15 protein-coding genes, 3 tRNA genes and 2 pseudogenes are annotated in these 18,380 nt (G+C 54.4%); 3 read left to right on the top strand and 17 right to left on the bottom strand.

Going from position 1 to position 18,380, the window contains the following annotated elements; translation table 11 throughout:
- Positions 1-73 precede the first annotated feature (73 nt).
- The 14 genes and pseudogenes from C7E10_RS08355 to C7E10_RS08295 form a co-directional block, all read right to left on the bottom strand.
- A tRNA-Ile gene (locus C7E10_RS08355) sits at positions 74-148 on the bottom strand.
- A gap of 45 nt (positions 149-193) precedes the next feature.
- Positions 194-949, bottom strand: a pseudogene (gene rpoD, locus C7E10_RS12530) (RNA polymerase sigma factor RpoD); the annotation flags it as partial.
- Between the two features lie 495 nt (positions 950-1,444).
- A pseudogene (locus C7E10_RS12525) lies at positions 1,445-1,948 on the bottom strand (RNA polymerase sigma factor region1.1 domain-containing protein); the annotation flags it as partial.
- Positions 1,949-2,012: 64 nt separating this feature from the next.
- Complete coding sequence (dnaG, locus tag C7E10_RS08345) at positions 2,013-3,830, bottom strand: DNA primase (protein ID WP_105326855.1); 1,818 nt, start codon at positions 3,828-3,830, stop codon at positions 2,013-2,015.
- A gap of 109 nt (positions 3,831-3,939) precedes the next feature.
- Positions 3,940-4,761 carry a pyruvate, water dikinase regulatory protein gene (locus tag C7E10_RS08340; RefSeq protein WP_199614651.1) on the bottom strand — a complete coding sequence of 274 codons (822 nt, stop codon included), beginning with the start codon at positions 4,759-4,761 and terminating at the stop codon, positions 3,940-3,942.
- Entirely contained in the window at positions 4,754-5,410 is a 657-nt protein-coding gene (gene ccpN, locus C7E10_RS08335; RefSeq protein WP_105326853.1) for a transcriptional regulator CcpN, read from the bottom strand. The genes C7E10_RS08340 and ccpN overlap by 8 nt, the downstream gene beginning before the upstream one ends.
- A gap of 135 nt (positions 5,411-5,545) precedes the next feature.
- Entirely contained in the window at positions 5,546-7,939 is a 2,394-nt protein-coding gene (gene ppsA, locus C7E10_RS08330) for a phosphoenolpyruvate synthase (RefSeq protein WP_105326852.1), read from the bottom strand.
- A 176-nt stretch (positions 7,940-8,115) separates the two neighbouring features.
- The gene (gene yfcE / locus C7E10_RS08325) at positions 8,116-8,661 is read right to left on the bottom strand and encodes a phosphodiesterase (protein WP_105326851.1); all 546 of its coding nucleotides are present in this window, start codon (positions 8,659-8,661) and stop codon (positions 8,116-8,118) included.
- 3 nt (positions 8,662-8,664) lie between these two features.
- A complete protein-coding gene (locus tag C7E10_RS08320; protein WP_105326850.1) occupies positions 8,665-9,231 on the bottom strand; it encodes a flavin reductase family protein in 567 nt (188 codons plus the stop codon).
- A 36-nt stretch (positions 9,232-9,267) separates the two neighbouring features.
- Positions 9,268-10,245, bottom strand: a complete 978-nt coding sequence (locus tag C7E10_RS08315; protein WP_231086327.1) for a FecCD family ABC transporter permease — start codon at positions 10,243-10,245, stop codon at positions 9,268-9,270.
- Between the two features lie 111 nt (positions 10,246-10,356).
- Positions 10,357-10,431, bottom strand: a tRNA-Glu gene (locus C7E10_RS08310).
- Positions 10,432-10,442: 11 nt separating this feature from the next.
- Positions 10,443-10,516 (bottom strand) — tRNA-Gln (locus C7E10_RS08305).
- Positions 10,517-10,611: 95 nt separating this feature from the next.
- A complete protein-coding gene (locus C7E10_RS08300) occupies positions 10,612-11,355 on the bottom strand; it encodes a metallophosphoesterase (RefSeq protein ID WP_105326849.1) in 744 nt (247 codons plus the stop codon).
- A gap of 183 nt (positions 11,356-11,538) precedes the next feature.
- Complete coding sequence (locus C7E10_RS08295; protein ID WP_231086325.1) at positions 11,539-12,462, bottom strand: AEC family transporter; 924 nt, start codon at positions 12,460-12,462, stop codon at positions 11,539-11,541.
- A 105-nt stretch (positions 12,463-12,567) separates the two neighbouring features.
- Here C7E10_RS08295 and C7E10_RS08290 point away from each other — a divergent pair, with 105 nt between their 5' ends.
- Entirely contained in the window at positions 12,568-13,500 is a 933-nt protein-coding gene (locus tag C7E10_RS08290) for a LysR family transcriptional regulator (protein WP_105326848.1), read from the top strand.
- A 55-nt stretch (positions 13,501-13,555) separates the two neighbouring features.
- On the opposite strand, the gene C7E10_RS08285 is transcribed toward C7E10_RS08290, so the two are convergent.
- Both C7E10_RS08285 and C7E10_RS08280 read right to left on the bottom strand, forming a co-directional pair.
- Positions 13,556-14,650, bottom strand: a complete 1,095-nt coding sequence (locus C7E10_RS08285) for a threonine synthase (protein WP_105326847.1) — start codon at positions 14,648-14,650, stop codon at positions 13,556-13,558.
- 144 nt (positions 14,651-14,794) lie between these two features.
- Positions 14,795-15,592, bottom strand: coding sequence for an MBL fold metallo-hydrolase (locus tag C7E10_RS08280; RefSeq protein ID WP_231086317.1), 798 nt, complete (start codon positions 15,590-15,592; stop codon positions 14,795-14,797).
- Positions 15,593-15,718: 126 nt separating this feature from the next.
- On the opposite strand from C7E10_RS08280, the gene C7E10_RS08275 reads away from it, so the two are divergent.
- Both C7E10_RS08275 and C7E10_RS08270 read left to right on the top strand, forming a co-directional pair.
- Entirely contained in the window at positions 15,719-16,636 is a 918-nt protein-coding gene (locus C7E10_RS08275; protein ID WP_199614645.1) for a LysR family transcriptional regulator, read from the top strand.
- A 143-nt stretch (positions 16,637-16,779) separates the two neighbouring features.
- Positions 16,780-17,646: a LysR family transcriptional regulator gene (locus C7E10_RS08270; RefSeq protein ID WP_105326846.1), complete on the top strand. Its 867-nt coding sequence runs from the start codon at positions 16,780-16,782 to the stop codon at positions 17,644-17,646.
- Between the two features lie 243 nt (positions 17,647-17,889).
- On the opposite strand, the gene C7E10_RS08265 is transcribed toward C7E10_RS08270, so the two are convergent.
- The gene (locus tag C7E10_RS08265) at positions 17,890-18,366 is read right to left on the bottom strand and encodes a hypothetical protein (protein WP_231086314.1); all 477 of its coding nucleotides are present in this window, start codon (positions 18,364-18,366) and stop codon (positions 17,890-17,892) included.
- Positions 18,367-18,380: the final 14 nt, after the last annotated feature.

Raw genomic sequence — 18,380 nt, 5'->3', positions numbered from 1 at the left:
ATACAAAACGAACCCCCTGCCCGGTACCGGCGCAAAGCCGATCCCTGGCAAGAGGGTTCGTAAAGGATTAGGTTGGTGGGCCCACAAGGATTCGAACCTTGGACCAACCGGTTATGAGCCGGGGGCTCTACCGCTGAGCTATAGGCCCAATCGTGAAGATTATATAACAGGACCTGGAGGCTGTCAATAAAGCCTATTCCAGGAATTCCTTCAGAGGCTTGCTCCGTTTGGGACTTCTCAGCTTACGCAGGGCCTTGGCTTCAATCTGCCGGATGCGCTCACGGGTAACCCCAAAGTACTGTCCTACCTCTTCCAGGGTCCGGGTCCGGCCGTCCAAAAGGCCAAAGCGCAGTTCCAGTACCCGGCGCTCTCTGGGGCTCAAATGCTCCTGCAGCACCTTTTGCAGCTGTTCCTGCAGCAGGGTATAGGACGCCGCATCCGCCGGGGAGGGAGCTTCCTGGTCTTCGATAAAGTCACCCAAATGGGAATCTTCTTCTTCGCCAATAGGAGTTTCCAGGGAAACCGGTTCCTGGGCAATCTTTTGGATTTCCCGCACCCGTTCCACAGGCACATCCATTTCCTTGGCAATTTCTTCTGGGGTCGGTTCCCGGCCCAGTTCCTGCAGCAGCTGGCGGGATACCCGTACCAGCTTGTTGATGGTTTCTACCATGTGGACAGGAATCCGGATGGTCCGCGCCTGGTCGGCAATGGCCCGGGTAATGGCCTGGCGAATCCACCAGGTTGCGTACGTACTGAATTTAAAGCCCTTGTTATAGTCGAATTTTTCTACGGCCTTGATTAACCCCAGGTTGCCTTCCTGAATCAGGTCCAAAAACAGCATACCACGGCCTACATACCGTTTGGCAATGCTGACTACCAGCCGCAGGTTGGCTTCAGACAGGCAGTTTTTGGCGTTTTCGCCGCAGTATTCCATCCGGTGCAGCATTTGGGTAAAACGCTTTTTGGTCTTATCCAACTGGGCCTGGAGTTCCGTATCTTCTTCCTTGGCCTTGGACAGCTTATCTTCCACCACCGTAAGGATTTCTTGGATGGTGCCCAGGCAGCTTTCCTCGGCTTCATCTGCAGAAGGATCCGGAGCATTCCGGGTTACATGGGCAATCTTGTACTTGTTTTCCAGCAGCAGCCGGTGCAGACGCTTTTTCTCGTCCATGGTGAAAGCACTGGTCAGGGCTTGGTATTGGTCCATCTCCAGCACATGGGAATCACCGGTAATCATCTGGATTTTCTTGTACACCAGGTTGATAGCCCGGTTGTCACACCAGGCACCTTCCTTGGTAATCAGCTCATTGGCTTCTGCAAGCAGTTTGGCAGGGGCCAGACGTTTGTTCACCGGCGGGAATTCTCCGTCGGGCTTGTCGCCTTTCAAAATAGCTTTGGCCTGATTGCCCTTATCGGCTCTCTTGGCCAGTTTGACTTCATCGTCACCAGCCAGCAGAGGCACCCGGCCGATTTCTTTTAGGTACATCCGAACCGGGTCATCTACAATGACGCCTTCCGGCACCGACAGGTTGCTCAGTTCGGCTTCGTCCACTTTCAGTTCATCTTCGTCAATGGTGGGCGGTTCTTCTTCTTCGGAGCCATCATCCACCACTTCAATGTTCTTCTCGGCCAATTTGGAGTAGATGGCATCCATTTCGTCCACGGATACGCTGTCCACATTCTGCAGCCGGTCTTGAATCTCTTTATAGGTGAGAACGCCTGCGTTCTTGTGGGCCAGTGCTTCAAACTCAGCTATGTATTCGGCCACGGTCTTTGCTTTTTCTTTCTTACCGCTCTTGCTTTTCACTTTCGTACTTGATTCCGCCTTTCCCGTGGTTTTTGCCGCCCTTTTCTTTTTCGGAACGGCCTTGGCTTTACCCGTTTCCGGGGTATTGTCGTCCGCTGTTTTGTTTTCTGCTGCCTTTGCAGCCAACACCTGCGGGTCCATTTCGACTTTCTTTTTCTCGGTCATCGGGGCGTTCCCTCCTTTCCTGCTATTCAGAAAAACTATATTATTGGTGTTGGGCCAATTTTGTCAAGTTCTCTACTTCCAATTTTATTCGCCGGCATTCTGCCAATTCCTGCAAAAATTTTTCATTGCGCTCTTTTTCATACTTTTCCGCTAGTTGGCTATGTTTTTCATATTCCTTTTCCAAGGCCGCAATCTGCAGCCGGTTCAGGCAATCCCGCAAAATGGAGGGCAGACTGGCTTCCGGCAGGTTCAGGCTGAGAATCCGGGTCAGTTCGGCACTGCCGTCTTCCGACAAACCGGCAAACAGGTCCCGGGGATCCCGGTAGGTTCCCTCCTGGCAGCTTTTCAGCCACAAAAGAAAGATTTCCTGACGGCCCGGGGTGGTAAAGGCCTCGGTATGCACAATCCCTTCCTGCCCGGGCTGGGGCAGCACCCCGCTCAGCAGAGCCCGGAGCACATGGCGTTCCGCCTGCTCCGTAGGGCTGGTGACCTTGACCTTTTGCTGCAGCAGCCACTCCGGATTGTATTTCCGCTGTCCCTCCTGATGGGTCAGTTTCCGGTACTCGCTTTGGATCAGCCCTTCGTCAATGGTCAGGCGCCGGGCAAGGAGCCGGATCCGTTCTCCCGCCTCCACCTCGCTGCGGCACAGCCGGAAAAAGGGCAGCACCTTGGACACCGCTTCTGCCTTACCCCCCAGGGTTTCCAGGTCGCACTGGGCCAGGGTGGCTTCCACCTGATAATCCATGCCGGTTTGGGCATTTTCAATGAGCTTTGCAAAGGCGTCCCGGCCTTCCTTCCGGATAAATTCATCCGGGTCCTTTCCGTCGGTTACGTGCATCACCCGGCATTTTAGGCCTGCCTGGAGAGCCAGGGGAATGGCCCGAAGGGCCGCTTCCCGGCCAGCCCGGTCACTGTCGAAACAGAACACCACTTCAGGGGTAAGCCGCTTTAACAGTTCGGCCTGCTGCTGGGTAAAGGCCGTCCCCATGGAGGCCACCGCCCAGTCAATGCCGGCTGCGTGCAGGCTGATGGCATCCATATGGCCTTCCACCACCAGCGCCTGCTGCCGCTGCCGAATGGGAGACGCCGCCCGGTCCAGGCCAAACAGCAGCCTTCCCTTATGGAACCAGGCCGTTTCCCCAGTATTCATATATTTGGCCGGCGAGGCTTCTGCATTAAGAATCCGTCCGGTAAAGCCCACTACATGACCCCGGGGGTCCTTGATGGGAATCATGATTCTCTCCCGGAACTTGTCGTAGACGCCGGAACTGTGGCTTCTTGCCACCACCAGGCCCGCCTTCAGCAGCACAGCTTCCTTTACGCCCCGCTGCTCCAAAGCCTCATGGAGGGTGGAGAAGTCAGGCGGTGCCATGCCCAGTTCAAAGGAGGCAATTATGGCATCCCCAATGCCCCGGCCGGCCAGATAGGCCAGGCCCTGCTTGCCATATTGGGTATTGATCAGACAGGAATGGAAGAACTTGGCCGCCAGGGTGTTGGCGCTCAGCACTTCCTTGGTTTCCTGCTCCCGGGCAATTTCCCGGGCCGTCTTGGCCCGCTCCGGAATGGGAATCCCATACTTCTGGGCCAGTAATTTCAATGCCTCGGGAAACTCCACATGGTCCCGCTTCATCACAAAAGAAAATACGTCCCCGCCTGCTCCGCAGCCAAAGCAGTGAAACAGCCCCTTGGCCGGGTCCACGGTAAAGGACGGTGTTTTCTCCCCATGAAAAGGACAGCAGCCCCAATAGCGGCTGCCCTTGCGCTTCAAATTGACGGTTTCAGAAACAATGGATACCAAATCCGCTGCCTGCCGTACCTGCTCTTTGAAATTGGCGTATTTCTCTTTCATGTCATCCATGCAGTGTTCATCCTTTTTTCCACGATAATATATGTATTCGACAAAAAAAAAGGATTTCCTTCTTTTTACAAGGAAACCCTTTTTTCTGACATTTTCACTTTTCGTTGGCTTAATAGTCGTAGCCAAACCGCTTCCGCAGATATTCCAAAATCAGGCTGGCCGTTTCTTCAATAGCCCGGTTGGACACATTGATTACCATGCAGTGGAGCCGCTGCATAATGGCCCGGGCGTAGTCCAGTTCTTCCTGGATCCGGCGCAGGTCGGCATAATTGGCTCCGTCCGTTAGCCCCATGGCCTTGAGCCGTGCTATGCGGATTTCGTTGAGCTTATGGGGATCAATCAGAAGCCCGATAATCCGATTGGAGGGCACCTTGAACAGTTCCTCCGGCGGCGGAATCTCCGGCACCAGGGGCACGTTGGCTACCTTCAGCTGCTTGTTGGCCAGGTACATGGAAAGCGGCGTCTTGGACGTCCGGGATACCCCGATAATAACCAGGTCAGCCTTGGCCAAGCCCCAGGGATTTTTCCCATCATCGTACTTGATGGCAAATTCCACAGCGGCCACCCGTTTGAAATACTCGTGGTCCAAAGCGTGAATCAGCCCCGGCTGGTTCTTGGGCAGGAGGCCGGAGGTCTTTTCAATGGCCTTCAGCACCGGCCCCAGGATATCCACCACTTCCACATCCAGCTCCATAGCTTTTTGGGCAATGGCTTCCCGCATTTCCGGAGAAACCATGGTATAGCATACAATGGCATTCTGTTCCTTGGCTTCCGCCAGGATTTTCTCAATCTGTTCCGTGCTCTTGACGTAAGGAACCCGGATGATGTCAAACTTTTCCTGCACAAATTGGCTGGTGGTGGCGCGCACCACCGATTCCGACGTTTCTCCAATGGAGTCAGAAATTGCGTAGATAATCGGTGCCTTAGCTATGATAGTTGCCTCCCTTCCCCTCTGCCAGTTCTACCAGCAGACGGGTAAAATTTGTTTTGCTGACCCGGCCAATCAACTGCAGCCGCTTGGGGTCCTCTTCCACTTTCCGAACTACCGGCAAACAGTCGATTTCGTGGTCCATAAGCCGCCGGGCCGCCTGGGCCGCCGGTTCTTCCGGATCGGCACAAATCATTTTGCTCAGCGGGGTCATGACCATGGCAATGGGCATATGGCTTAGGTCGGAGCCTGCATTCAGGGCTGCCTTCAGCAAATCCTTCCGGGAAACCACCCCGTAAAGCAGCCCGTCCGGAGGCTCCACCACAAACACCGTGCCCACGTCTTCCAGAAACATGGTCAGCACCGCATCGTAAGCGCTTTTGTCGCTGCCGATAACAATGGGCACCGACTTGATATCCTCCACGGTAATGGAGGACAGTTCCTCCTGAAGCATACCCAGGGTGTTCTTTCCCGTATAGAAATACCCCACCCGGGGCCGGGCATCCAAAATGCCGCTCATGGTCAAAATGGCCAGATCGGACCGCAGGGCAGCCCTGCTCAGGCCCAGTTCCCGGGCAATGGTTTCCCCTGCCACCGGTCCAGTTTGTCGTACGATTTCTGCTATCTTCTTTTGCCGCTCACTAAGAGGCATGGGGGCTCATCTCCTTTTTCCGGCCCTGCCGTCTGGCTTTCTATTATAAAGCAAAGCAGGGGCCGCCGCAAATGCTTTTGCCCCTGTTCCGCTTTGACGGAAAGGTCTCAGCTTCCGTCCGCTGTATAGTCGTTGTTACCAGGCCAGTTCTTCCTCGTGGCGGTTCCGGCCCCGTCCCGTCAACTGGTCCAGAATCAAGCGCTGTTCCACCTGGGCCACCATTTTCTTGGTGAACTTCACCGTATCCGGGTTCACGGACATACTGTCAATGCCGCATTGTACCAGGAATTCGGCAAATTCCGGATATACGCTGGGAGCCTGGCCGCAGATGGAAACGGTCTTGCCGTCCTTGTGGGCCACTTCAATCAGGTGACGGACAGCCCGTTTTACTGCCAGGTTCCGTTCGTCAAACAGATGGGCAATGGCATCATTGTCACGGTCGCAGCCCAAGGTCAGCATGGTCAGGTCGTTGGAACCGATGGAGTAGCCGTCCACAAACCGGTTGAATTGGTCAGCCAGGATAATGTTGGCAGGGATTTCTGCCATCAGCCAAACCTTAAAGTCCGGCCCTCTGTGCAGCCCTTCTTCGGCCATGATTTCCACCACTTTTCGGGCTTCGTCCACGGTGCGGCAGAAAGGAATCATTACGTTCAGGTTCTTCAGGCCATATTCTTCCCGGACCTTCCGTACGGCAGCAATTTCCAGCCGGAAGGCGGCGGTGTACTTGGGATCATAGTAACGGGAAGCACCTCTCCAGCCCAGCAAGGCACTGGATTCATGGGGTTCAAATTCTTCGCCGCCTTTCAGATCCCGGTATTCGCTGGACTTAAAGTCGCTGAAGCGCAGGGTAACCGGCCGGGGAGCCATGGCAGCGCAGACCTTCCGGAAGCCTTCAGCCAAGGATTCCACCACTTTTTCCGGATGACCAGTTTTGATTAAATATAAGGGATGTTCATGAATGTAGGTGGTCCAAATGAATTCTTCCCGCATGAGGCCAATACCGTCGCAGGGCAGGGAAGCGTATTTTTCGGCCAAAGCCGGATCACCCAGGTTCATATAGATTTTGGTACCCGTTACCGGGAAGGTTTCCTGGGCCACCACCTGGGGCTGTACCGCAGCCGTAGTAGCCGCTGCCTTCTTCACTTGCAGGTTGCCGGCAAAGACCACCCCGTTGGAAGCGTCCACCGTAACTTCTTCCCCGGTTTTCAGCACTTCCGTGGCGGCCTGGCCCCGGCTCTTGGTACCTACAATACAGGGAATCCCCAGTTCCCGGCTGACAATGGAAGCGTGGCAGGTCATGCCGCCGCTGTCGGTCACAATGGCCTGGGCCTTTTTCATGGCCGGTACCCAGTCAGGCGCGGTCATTTCCGTTACCAGGATTTCCCCGTCCTTGAATTCATCAATATCCTTGGGGTCCGCAATCACATGGACCTTGCCGTAGCCCATACCCGGGCTGGAGGGCAGGCCTTTGACCAGAACCTTGGCGTTTTCCCCAGCGTTTTCTTCCTGCACGGCTTCCACCTTCTTTTGTTTGTTTCTCCGGGACCAGACCGTTTCCGGGCGAGCTTGGAGAATCCAGATCTTGCCGTCCCGTTCGTCAATGCCCCATTCCATATCCATATAGCAGCCGTAATGGGCTTCGATTTTCTTGGCGTACCCGGCCAGTTCCAAAATCTGGCTGTTGGTCAGGGTCTGCTTCTTCCGGTCCGCTTCCGGCACCGGCACTTCTTCACAGTCCCCACCCTTTTTGCGGATCAGCATTACGTCCTGTTCATTGACCGTAGCGGACAGGATTTTCATATCAGCTTTGGACACAATGTAGCTGTCGGGGGTAACGGTACCGCCCACTACGTATTCGCCCAGGCCATAGGCCCCTTCAATCATGATATTCTTGTCGTCCCCGTTGGCCACATTTACCGTAAACATTACGCCAGCAGCCTTGGAGAAGACCATCATTTGGATAACTGCGGACAGTGCCAGGGACAGATGGTCAAAGCCCTGTTTTTCCCGGTAGTACACAGCCCGGTCCGTAAAGCAGGAAGCGTAGCATTCCTTTACCTTGGCAGTCACCCGGTCGGCACCCTGGATGTTCAGGTAGGTATCCTGCTGGCCGGCAAAGCTGGCGTCAGGCAGGTCTTCTGCGGTCGCACTGGAACGCACGGCTACGTAGGGATCCTGTTCCCCCATTTTGTCCGCCAGTTCCTGATAGGCCTTGCGGATGGCTTCCTGTAAATCCTGGGGCATTTCCTGTTCCATAATGGCTGCCCGGACCTGGCCGCAGATACGGCTCAGCTGGTCGCTGTTTTCCACATCGGTGAGCCCAGCCAGCAGGGTGCGGATCTTTTCATCCAGCCCAGTGGATTTCATAAAATAGCGGTAGGCATAAGCCGTAGTTGCGAACCCATAGGGAACGGGTACATCCGTTTTGGAAGTCATTTCCCCCAAAGAAGAAGATTTGCCGCCGACAATGTCCACGTCTTTTCTTTCGAGCTGCTCAAACCACAACAGATATTCTTTAGATTTGTCCATTTTCTACTCCTTTACCCCACGCTATTGCGTTGTTTATCTTTAATATAGTGTATACTATATCACCATCATGCGTCATATTCAAGCAGTACCCGCCAAAAATACCGCAAGATTTCTTTGTACCTGTCCCAAAAACAGCAAAAAAATACCTGGCAGACTTTAGGTCTGTCAGGTAGGTTTCACAGGGTCAGCTGGTGCAGCGTTTGGCCGCCCAGTTCTTTCCAGATGGCAGTGCTGCCGTCCAGAAGCAGGTACCCCTGGGTGCTGCCGCCCTTGGGCAGGGACACGGACCCAGGATTCAGGTACAGGTTGTTCTGGCCAAAAGGTACCCAGGCCGGTACATGGGTATGGCCATGGAGCAGCACGTCCCCGGGCTGCAGGGGCGGCAAATGTTCCAGGTTATAGTGGTGGCCGTGGGTAGCAAAAATCAGACGGCCACCGGCTTCCAAAAGGGCATAGTCTGCCAAGATGGGAAAGTGCAGCACCAGCTGGTCCACTTCCGCGTCGCAATTGCCCCGGACGCAGAAAATATGCTGCCGGATGCCATTTAACAAATCAATGACCCGCTTGGGAGCATATTCCCTGGGCAGGTCATTCCGAGGGCCGTGGTACAGGATATCTCCCAGGAGCACCAGCCGGTCCGCCTGCTCCCGGGCAAAGTCCTGGAGCAGCCGGGCACAGTAATAGGCGGAGCCATGAATATCCGAAGCAATCAGGTATTTCATGAATTATTTTTTCACCGCCGTCAGTTCCGGTTTCTGGAAGGCTTTGCCCACCGTTTCCCAGGCTACCAGATAGGTGTGGTTGGCCGGATCGTAAACCAACGGCCGCAGCTTGGCCGGGTCAATCACCCCATCCGTCAGGACGCTTTCGTCAGCGCTGACGTTGACAATTTCCCCTACCAGCCGTTCGCTTTCCTCATCGTAGGACAGGACCTTGCATTCCAGGGCCATGGGCAGTTCCTGGAACAAGGGTGCGTTCACCAGGGTGGATTTTACCGGCGTCAAGCCAGCTTGGGCCACCTTGTCCGGCACCTTATTGCCAGAAACCACGCCTACATGATCGCAGGCCTTGAGCTGGGCTTCCACGGCAATACTTACCGTGAAGGCGCCTGTAGCCTTCAGATTGGCTACCGTCTTATGGGTCCGGGCCAGGCAGAAGGAAATCTCCTGGTCATTGCTGATACCGCCCCAGGCCGCATTCATGGCGTCAGGCGTGCCCTTTTCATCATAGGTGCCGATGATGTATACCGGCAGCGGATAGCTTAACGGTTTTGCTCCAAAACTTTTACGCATAAAACTCACTCTCCTTAACCTTTATATTATACCATTTCACAAGTGTTTCCTTAACAAAAAGAGAAAATAGGGAGCGCCCAAAAGGGACGTAATCACCCCTACCCGCACTTCCGTCCCCGGTACCACAAGCCGGCCCAGACTGTCACAGAAAGTAAGCAGCCCGGCCCCGCCCAGGGCGCTTAGGGGCAGGAGGAAACGGTGGTCGGGCCCCAGCTGCAGCCGCAGGATATGGGGCACCATAAGCCCGATAAAACCGATATTGCCCCCGGCGCATACGGCCAGCCCCAGCAGCAGGGAAACCACGGCCAAAAGACCATTGCGCCACCGGCCGGCATCCATGCCCACAGCCAGGGCTTGTTCCTCCCCCAGGCTAAGGACGTTTAGCTGCCGGCCCCACAGGCACAGCAGAAGCAGTACGGCAAAAAGAGGCGGCAAAATCCAGTGGACCTGCTGCCAGGTGCCGGAAGAAAGGCCCCCCAGGGTCCAGAAAAAATACTGGCGAAGCACCGGTTCAGGCGCAAAGGAAAGCAGGCCCGCCGTAAGGGCCCCGCAAAACAGGCTCACTGCCGCCCCAGCCAGCAGCAGCCGGACACTTTGGCCGCTGCCGCCCCGCCGGCCCAGAGCCCCCACGGTACCGGAAGCCAAAAGGGCTCCCAAAAACGCCCCCAGCGGGAGAAACAGATACTGTTTTTGGGGCAGTCCCAAAAGGAGTACCGCCACCGCCCCCAGGGCGCCGCCTCCAGACACCCCCAGCAGGCCGGGGTCCGCCAGGGGATTGCCGAAAATGCCCTGGAGCACCGCTCCGGACACGGCCAGGGCGCTGCCTGCCCCCAAGCCCAAAAGCAGCCGGGGAAGCCGCAGGTTCCATAACACATTTTCTTCCAGAGGGGTCAGCTTCCCCAAAAAGAAATGGACCGGAGATACCCCTACCAAGCCTGCAAAAAGCGAAAACAGACAGGCTGCCAGAAGCATAAGCAGCAGCAATAGTAAGCCTTTCTTCCGTTTCTGGTGCACGGCTGGCCTCCTTTCAGATACAAAAAAAGACGCCTTGGAAACCGATTCCACAGCGTCAATCTATATAACTATAAGTGAAGTTCTCAATTGCGGGAATTCCACGTGCTTTCGTGGTAGCGCCAACGAGAATTGAACTCGTGATTTCGCCTTGAGAGGGCGACGTCTTAGCCTCTTGACCATGGCGCCAGATAAAAAAATGGCTCCGGGACTAGGGCTCGAACCCAGACTAGAAGATCCAGAATCTCCTGTGCTACCATTACACCATCCCGGAGTAAATCTACCTCATCGGTAGTACTGTTATAGTATAGAGTTTTCCTGAAAAAAATGCAAGTACTTTTTACAACTTTTTTTCATTTTTTTCTCCGGTCAGTCCAAAAGCTTGATCGGGCGAAAATCCAAATAGTCCCCGGATACCAAATGGTACTGGATGCCATGGTAGTCCCCCAAATGGCTGTCGTGGAACTGTTCCTTCCCGTGGCAGTGGGAATACACCACCTGCTCCACCCCATTCTCCTCGGCCAGCTGGGTGAAGATGCTGTCCTGCTGAAGAATATTGGTGGGCGGATAATGAAGGAACATAATGAACTTGTGATACCCGGCCTTTTTGGCCGCCGCAAAAGAGATTTCCAACCGCCGGGCTTCCCGGACCACCAGTTTTTCTGCGTGCGCCGCCTTTTCCTGGTCCCAGCCCATAATCCGGCCGTACCGGTCCAAATAGAAGGGTCCTTCAAAGGTAAACCCCTTGGTCCCTACCAGGGCATAATCCCCGTAGGCATAAAAATTGTTTTGGAGGAAGGAAAGCCGGCCCTGGAACAGGGCATTGAGCTTTCCGGTTTTGGCCGTGTCCCAGAACATATCGTGGTTGCCCCGCAGCAGAATTTTCCGGCCGGGCAGGGCTTCAATAAAGGCCAGGTCCTTGGTGCACTGGTTCAGCTTGCGCCCCCAGGAATGATCCCCGGTCAGCACCAGGGTATCCTCCGGTTTAACCAATTCCCGGCAGTTCCGGGCAATTTTTTCTTCATGGTGCTTCCAGACCGGTCCCAAAGAATCCATGGATTTCCCTTTCACCTGAAAGGCCAAATGCAGATCTCCCAAGGCATACAGAGCCATTTTATTCTCCTTTCCCGAAAGCACCTAGGCGCTCCCGCCAGCAGCCGTTTATGATACTATTCGCCCTTTTATGCCAAATTCCTTTAGACAAAAGGGCCGCACCCCAGGAGGCAAAACCTGGCGTGCGGCACTGTATGTTTCTCTTGGGGAAAAGCTTCCGCTCATGGCATTGGCGCGTACTAATTACCCGATGAGATAACACCAAAGAGGAATGGTCACCATGGAAAGCAGGGTGGACAAAATCACCACCTGGGTGGCAAAGGGAGCATCGCTGTGGTACTGGGCAGCGAAGATAGCTGCTGTGGCCCCAGCCGGCATCCCGGTCATCATGACGCCCACCCCGGTACCCAGGGCATCCAGGCCTGCAACCCTGCAAATCAGCCAGGACAGGGCGGGCAGCACCCCCAGCCGCAGAAAGCTGAACAGGAAGCTGTCCCGGTTAAAAATGGACTTCAAAGGCACATCGGCCAGAATGGTCCCAATAATAAACATGGTCAGGGCGGCGTTGCAGTTTCCAATATAGCCCACCGTAAGCTGGAGAAAGCCTGGCAGCTGCCAGCCAGTCACCATGAGAAGCATGCCCAGGTAAATAGCCACCAGACAGGGATGGGTCAGGACTTTTTTCAGCACCTGCTTCCGGTCCGTGTGCTGACCGGCGATAAAGTAGGACGTACCCACGGACCACATGATGATCCGCATGGGAATCAGGTACACAGAGGCGTACAGCAGGCCCAGGGGGCCATAAACCCCTTCTGCTACCGGATTTCCCAAAAAGCCCCCATTGGACACAATGGTGCAGTACTGAAGCACCTTTTTCCGCTGGAGGGCAAAGCGGTTGTACAAGAACTGGTTCAGTACCAGATACAGCAGCTGCATCAAAAACCCAGCCAAAAGGATTTTTCCCGCCGTGGCCAGGACATCATCTCCCAGGGGCGCCAAACAGGACTTCAGAATATTAAAGGGAATCACCACATCCACGCACAGGGCAGTCAGGCTTTTGATGCCAGGAGCATCCAAAATGCCCCAGCGTTTCAGCCCCAGCCCCAATAGAATCATCAGAAACAGGGTAAGCTGCAAATTGGCCAGCCGCAGCAGTTCCATAGCCATTCCCTACTTTCTTCGCAAATTTATTGTAGCAGAAAAACATACCATTTCCTAACTGTATTTTTGCGTATATAATACAGGATATAACCTGTATTATAGGAGGCAGTCATGAACTTTACCCATATTCAGGATTTTCTCATCATATACCGGGAACGGAGTATCTCCCGGGCAGCGGAAAAGCTCCACGTAACCCAGCAGACCCTTAGCGGCCGGCTTGGGTACTTGGAAAAGGAACTGGGGACGCCCCTGTTTGTACGGCACGTGCCCCTGGAGCTTACCTATGGCGGGCGTGTGTTTCTGGGGTATGCCCGTTCCCTTCAGGAAACGTACGAAGCCCTCCAAAAGGAATTCCAGGACCTGACTGGCCAGGAAAAAGGCTGCCTGCGCCTGGGCATTGCCTATACCCGGGGGCGGATTCTCCTGCCGCCCATTCTTCAGGCCTTCCAGAAAAAATATCCCGCCGTGACGTTGGAGATTACAGAAGATACCAATGAAGCCTTGGTGAAAAGACTGCAAAAAGGAGAAACAGACCTGATTATCGCCCATCTGCCAGGAAGTATCCCCGGTCTTGCGGCACGGCCCTTTTACCAGGAAAAAGTTCTGCTGCTTCTGCCCAAATCGCTGCTGGCCAAAACCTATGGGGCGGAAGCGGTACAGCGGCTGACCCAGCTTGAACAGACCCAGGATCCCCGGCTGGTAAAAGAGTGCCCTTTTTTGCTGAATTATCCGGACGATATAGCCGTCTCACTGGCCCTGGCCTACCTGAACAAGCTGCGTTTTACCCCCAAGGTCCAGACCCAGTCCCACAACATGGAACTGCTGCTGGAGCTCTGCGTCCAAGGGGCCGGCTGCTGCTTCTGCCCGGACAATTTGGCCCGTGGCTTCCTGACCCCGGCCCAGCAGGACCAATTGTTTTTTATAGACCTGGGCCCCGCCCTTACCTGTTCCCTGGATTTTGTCTGGCAGGACCAGGCCTACCAATGGTCCATGCTGGAGCGGTTTAGGGAAACAGCTCAGGAAGTGTACCCTCCGCTACCCTAAAAAGAACCGCAGTATTTCCCCTGAAAAAGAGAAATACTGCGGTTTTGTCTTTGCTTTAGTGGTCGGACTTCAGCCCTGCCCCACACATGGTAATCAGGCAGTCCGGCGTAGGACCGTATTGCTTGCAGTAGGCTTCGTAGGCTGCCAGGTTCGCTGCGGTGGTATGCTCGCAGTAGATGCCCTGCCGGGCCAGTTTCTCCCGGGCAGGCAGGATTCCCGCCTCCGGAGCGGCCACAAAACGGATGTGGTATTTTTGGGCAGCCTGGAGGATTTCCTTCCCCCGCCGGGGCTGGCCAATGGCAATGCCCTCAGCCAGGGTAGGCTCCGGCACCAGCTGGACCGGTTCCTGGGCGCCGGTTTCCGCCGCCTTTAGCAGGGGGGCGCAGTTTTCGCTTTGGACGGCAATAATCTGGGGCATATGGGAAATGCAGCCGCTTTTCAGCAGATGTTCCAGCCCCCGGATTACCCCCAAAAACAAGGTGCCATTTCCCACGGGCACCACCAGGTTTTCCGGAATCCGGTGCAGCTGTTCATAGGTTTCGTAAATATAGGTTTTGGTGCCTTCGTAGAAGAAGGGATTGTACACATGGTTGGCATAGTACACCCCTTCCCGAGCCACCTTTTCCCGGCACACCTGGGCGCAGTGGTCCCGGGAGCCGGGCACCACGTTGACCTTGGCCCCATGGGCCTGAATCATGGTAATTTTCTTGGGAGACGTGCCTTCCGGGACAAAAATCTCGCAGGCAATACCGGCCCGGCCGCAATAGGCTGCCACCGCATTGCCGGCGTTGCCGCTGGAATCCTGAACCACCCGGTCCACTCCCAGAGCCTTGCAGTGGGCCACCAAAACGGCTGCGCCCCGGTCCTTAAAAGACAGGGTGGGCATGAAATAATCCATCTTCAGGAGAATGTCCTGGTTAAAGGGTACAATGGGGCTTAGCCCCTCTCCCAGGGTAATGCTCCGCCAGGTATCGTCCTCCAGGGCCATGAACTGATGGTACCGGAACTGGTTCCACTGTTCCCGGTCAATGGCTTCCAGAGAAAAATCCGGCAGCTCTGCTTCCAGCTCCCACAGCCCGCCGCAGTCACAGCAGGGTTTCAACGTAGTTATCGGTTCTCTTTTGCCGCAGGCCGTACATACAAATTCCATGTTTCTGCCTCCTTGGGATGCCCCATGATGCTTCTTGCCAAGCCAAAAGTCTGTTCTCTTACGTTATACGGAAAACCGGAAAATTTGTCAAATAAATAAGCTCCCGCTTTGGCTAAGCCAAAAACAGGAGCTAACTGGGACAGCTTATAAAGTTACGATTTCCCCATCTTCCGGCATCACATAATTGCTGACGCCCCGAGTAGCCAAACGGCCCCGCAGGGTGTGCCGAGTCAAGGAAGCATGGGCCACATTGTCCATATGGGTTACAAAAATTTTTGCCTTAGGAGCTGCTGCCCGGACACAGGCCACATCTTCATCGTTCATGATCAGGCGCCCACACTCCACCAGTTCAGCCGCACAGGCATTTACCGTCACCACCTGGGGCTGGAATTTTGCCAGGGTTTCCTGCACGCCGGAAAACCAAACCGTATCCCCGGTCACATATAGGGTCTTTTCCCCAGGTGCCTGGAATACTACCCCGCAGGAATTACCGCAGGGAACCACCGTCCCATGCCGGGCTGGGGTCTTGGTCAGGGTAACCCCTTGAAATTCGCTGCCCTCGGGCGTCAAAACCCGAACATCTTGGAAACCGGACCGGCGGAAAATCTCCTGGTCTTCTTGGTTTTGAACGAACACCGGAATTTCCTTATGCAGGCTTTTCCCTACCGTACCATCAGCCGCTACATCCACATGATCGGGGTGTACATGGGTCACAATATAGGCATCCACACCCTGGAGAATCTGCTCTACTGGTTCCGGCAGATTGTAGATGGGCATGGGCAGCTGTTCCTTCACCGGATCAGGCACAGAGAACGGATGACCTGGCAATTCGCCCAAGGTTCCCATTTCCCCCTTAGGCTGCAGCCAGGGATCCAGCAAAAAGGTCACTTTCCCGTAATGAATTTTATTGGCAGCGTTTCTGATCTGTTGAATTTTCAGCATGCGCATTTCCTCCTTTTCGTTTCTGTCTTTATTGTAGGTGGAAACACCCTCGAAAAAAAACAGAATTTTCTCTGCTTGCCGCAACCATTTAGATGCGGTACAATCAGCAAGAAGGGAGGTTTTCCCATGAATCAAAAACAACTGCGCTATTTTTGGGAAGTATACCAAACCTGTAATATCCAGCAGGCGGCAGACAAACTCCATATCAGCCGGCAGGGCGTCAGCAAAACCCTGCGCCAGCTGGAGCAGGAATTGGGACAGCCCTTATTTTTGCGTACAGCCCAGGGCCTGGAACCCACGGACTTTGCAGCAGGCCTGCTGCCCCATGCCCGAAGGCTGCTGGACGAATATGCCTATATTGAAGGCATGAACAGTCTGGCTGGCCAGAAACAAAATCTGGTTACGGTTTATGCCTTGGATCACGTGCTGGCCTATCTATCTGCTGACTTCTTGTTGGACTTCAAAAAAGCCTATCCGGCCATCATCCCCAGCCTGGTAGAGTGTACGGACGAAGCCGCCCTAAATGGCCTATTGACCCAGGATTGTGACCTGGCTCTGGTGACCGGTCCCTTGGATCCGTCCCAGTTTACAGCAGAACCCCTGTTTTTTTCCCGGTACTGCATCCAACTGCGCCGGGACCATCCCCTGGCTGCCCAAAAGGAAATCACTTTCCAGGACTTGGCAGGGCTGCCCCTCATCAGTAAAGGCCGGGCCTATCGCTGCTTCCGAGAGCATATGAACCGGGATATGCTGCTTCCAGGGCTTACGGTGAACATTCTGGCTGAAACCACGGACTCCACCGTGGTCCAAGACCTGATTCTGAAAGGGAATGGTATTAATTTATCTTATGATTACATTGCCTGCCTGCAATCCCACCCGGATATTGTGCTTCGCACCCTCTCGGTTCCCGAACAGGGTCAGGAAATTTACCTGGCAGCCCTGCGGAACGCCCTGCCGACCAAAGCAATTCGCCATTTTCGGGAGTTTTTGCTGGCTTGGATTCCCCAACAGGGAAAAGCAAAGATCACTTGGCCAAGAGAGTAAGATTTATTTTTTTTATAGTGACTTTTAAGAAAATTTGACAGAATTGAATTAATATTTGTGATTCTTGCCTCTACGGATTATAATAAAAAGGAATAAGTCCGTTGGAGCCCCCATTGACCAACGGTACAAACCAGGGAGGCATTATGAAACTACACCAATTGCAATATTTCCGCGAAGTCTGCCGACAGCACAGCATTACCAAAGCTGCCGAAGTGCTTCATATTTCCCAGCCCGCGGTGTCCGCATCCATCCGGGAACTGGAAGATGAATTTGGCCTGATGCTGTTCAACCGTTCCCGAAAGAATCTGATTCTCACCAAGGAAGGCTCCTACTTTCTCTTGGAAGTGGAAGATCTGCTGCGCAAGGCAGAACAGATTGGGGAGGATATGAACCGGCTGAAGAAGAAATCTACGGACATCCGGCTGGGTCTGCCGCCCATGATTGGAGCCCTGTCCGTTCCCCTTTTGGCGTCCTTTTCCAAGGAATATCCGGACATCCAGATTGAGCTCACTTCCAGCAGTTCCCTGAGCCTGCGCCGGGCCCTCCAGGAAGAACGCCTGGATGTGATTATCGTCAACGGAGCCGATCCGGACGGGGACAATCCGGAATGCATTCCCCTGCGCCGCAGCGAGATTGTCTACTGCGTGAATCCCCGGCATCCCTTTGCCCAGGAAAAGACGCTGCCGTTAGTGAAAACGGCCCTGGAGCCCTTGGTCGAAATCAAGGAAAGCTTCCATTTCCGGGAGCAGATTCTCCAGCAGTACCAGGAAGCAGGCTGTACCCCCCGGCTGCTGTGGACCACGGACCAGCTGTATACCAAGATTCAGATTATCAAATCCGGCATGGCCAATGGTTTCCTGTACCGGGAAATTGCCGAAAAAGAACCGGACCTGGTACCCATTTCCCTGGATCCCCCCATGCTCTACGATATTGAAATGATTTGGCGGAAGAACACCGCAGCCTATGACAGCGTCAATGCCTTCCTGACCTATGCCAAGGAGCATTTTTAAGGCTGGCTGGCCCCTAATTACGGTTATCACAAAAGCCCTGCAGCAACGCTGCAGGGCTTTCTCTATATAGGGAAAAGACCTTCTGCTGGGGTGGCAGAAGGTCTTTTCTGAAAGGAAGTTGTTTATGATGATTTGATGGGGAAGATGTAACAAGGAGGGGTGATCCCTGTTACGTGAATTAGTATACTGAAATACTATGGCAAAGCAAGGGCGAATCCTTGAAAAAAATGTGAATCTGACTGTTTAGTCAGCAAGGCCAAAGTACTCGTATACGGACTGGATTTGGCTTTGGGCATTTTCCGGACTGAGCCCGGCCCGCTCACTCATCAGCAGCAGGCCCTTTAGCTGGGTCTTCAGGAAAACATTGAACTTAGCCTTGTCCAGGGATAGATTATCCCCTTCCAGCTTATCCGACATACAATTCAGCATCACCAAGAGCTTCAGGGTTTCCCCTTCCTTTTCGGCCAGGTAGAACAGATAGGGGAAAGTGTCCCCCAACTGCCGCACAAAGGCCACTGCCTGGGGATTTTCCCACAGATAGGGGCCGCAGTCTGCCTGGAAGGACAGGGACCATTTGCCGCAGAACTTCCGGGCGTACTCCACCTGGCTGCCCACATAGGCCAGCAGCTCCCCATACCGGTCCGTGCCCTGAGGCGCCGCAAGCTCTGCCTGGGAAACCTGGAACCGGATAAACGGCTGCCGGTCCAAATATGCTTTCATTTGTGCTTCTTCCA

Origin of the sequence: Acidaminococcus hominis (assembly GCF_900291475.1) — a bacterium.
Taxonomy (GTDB): domain Bacteria; phylum Bacillota; class Negativicutes; order Acidaminococcales; family Acidaminococcaceae; genus Acidaminococcus; species Acidaminococcus hominis.
The sequence above is the reverse complement of the archived record's forward strand: the minus strand, read 5'-3'. Positions and strand labels throughout refer to the sequence as shown.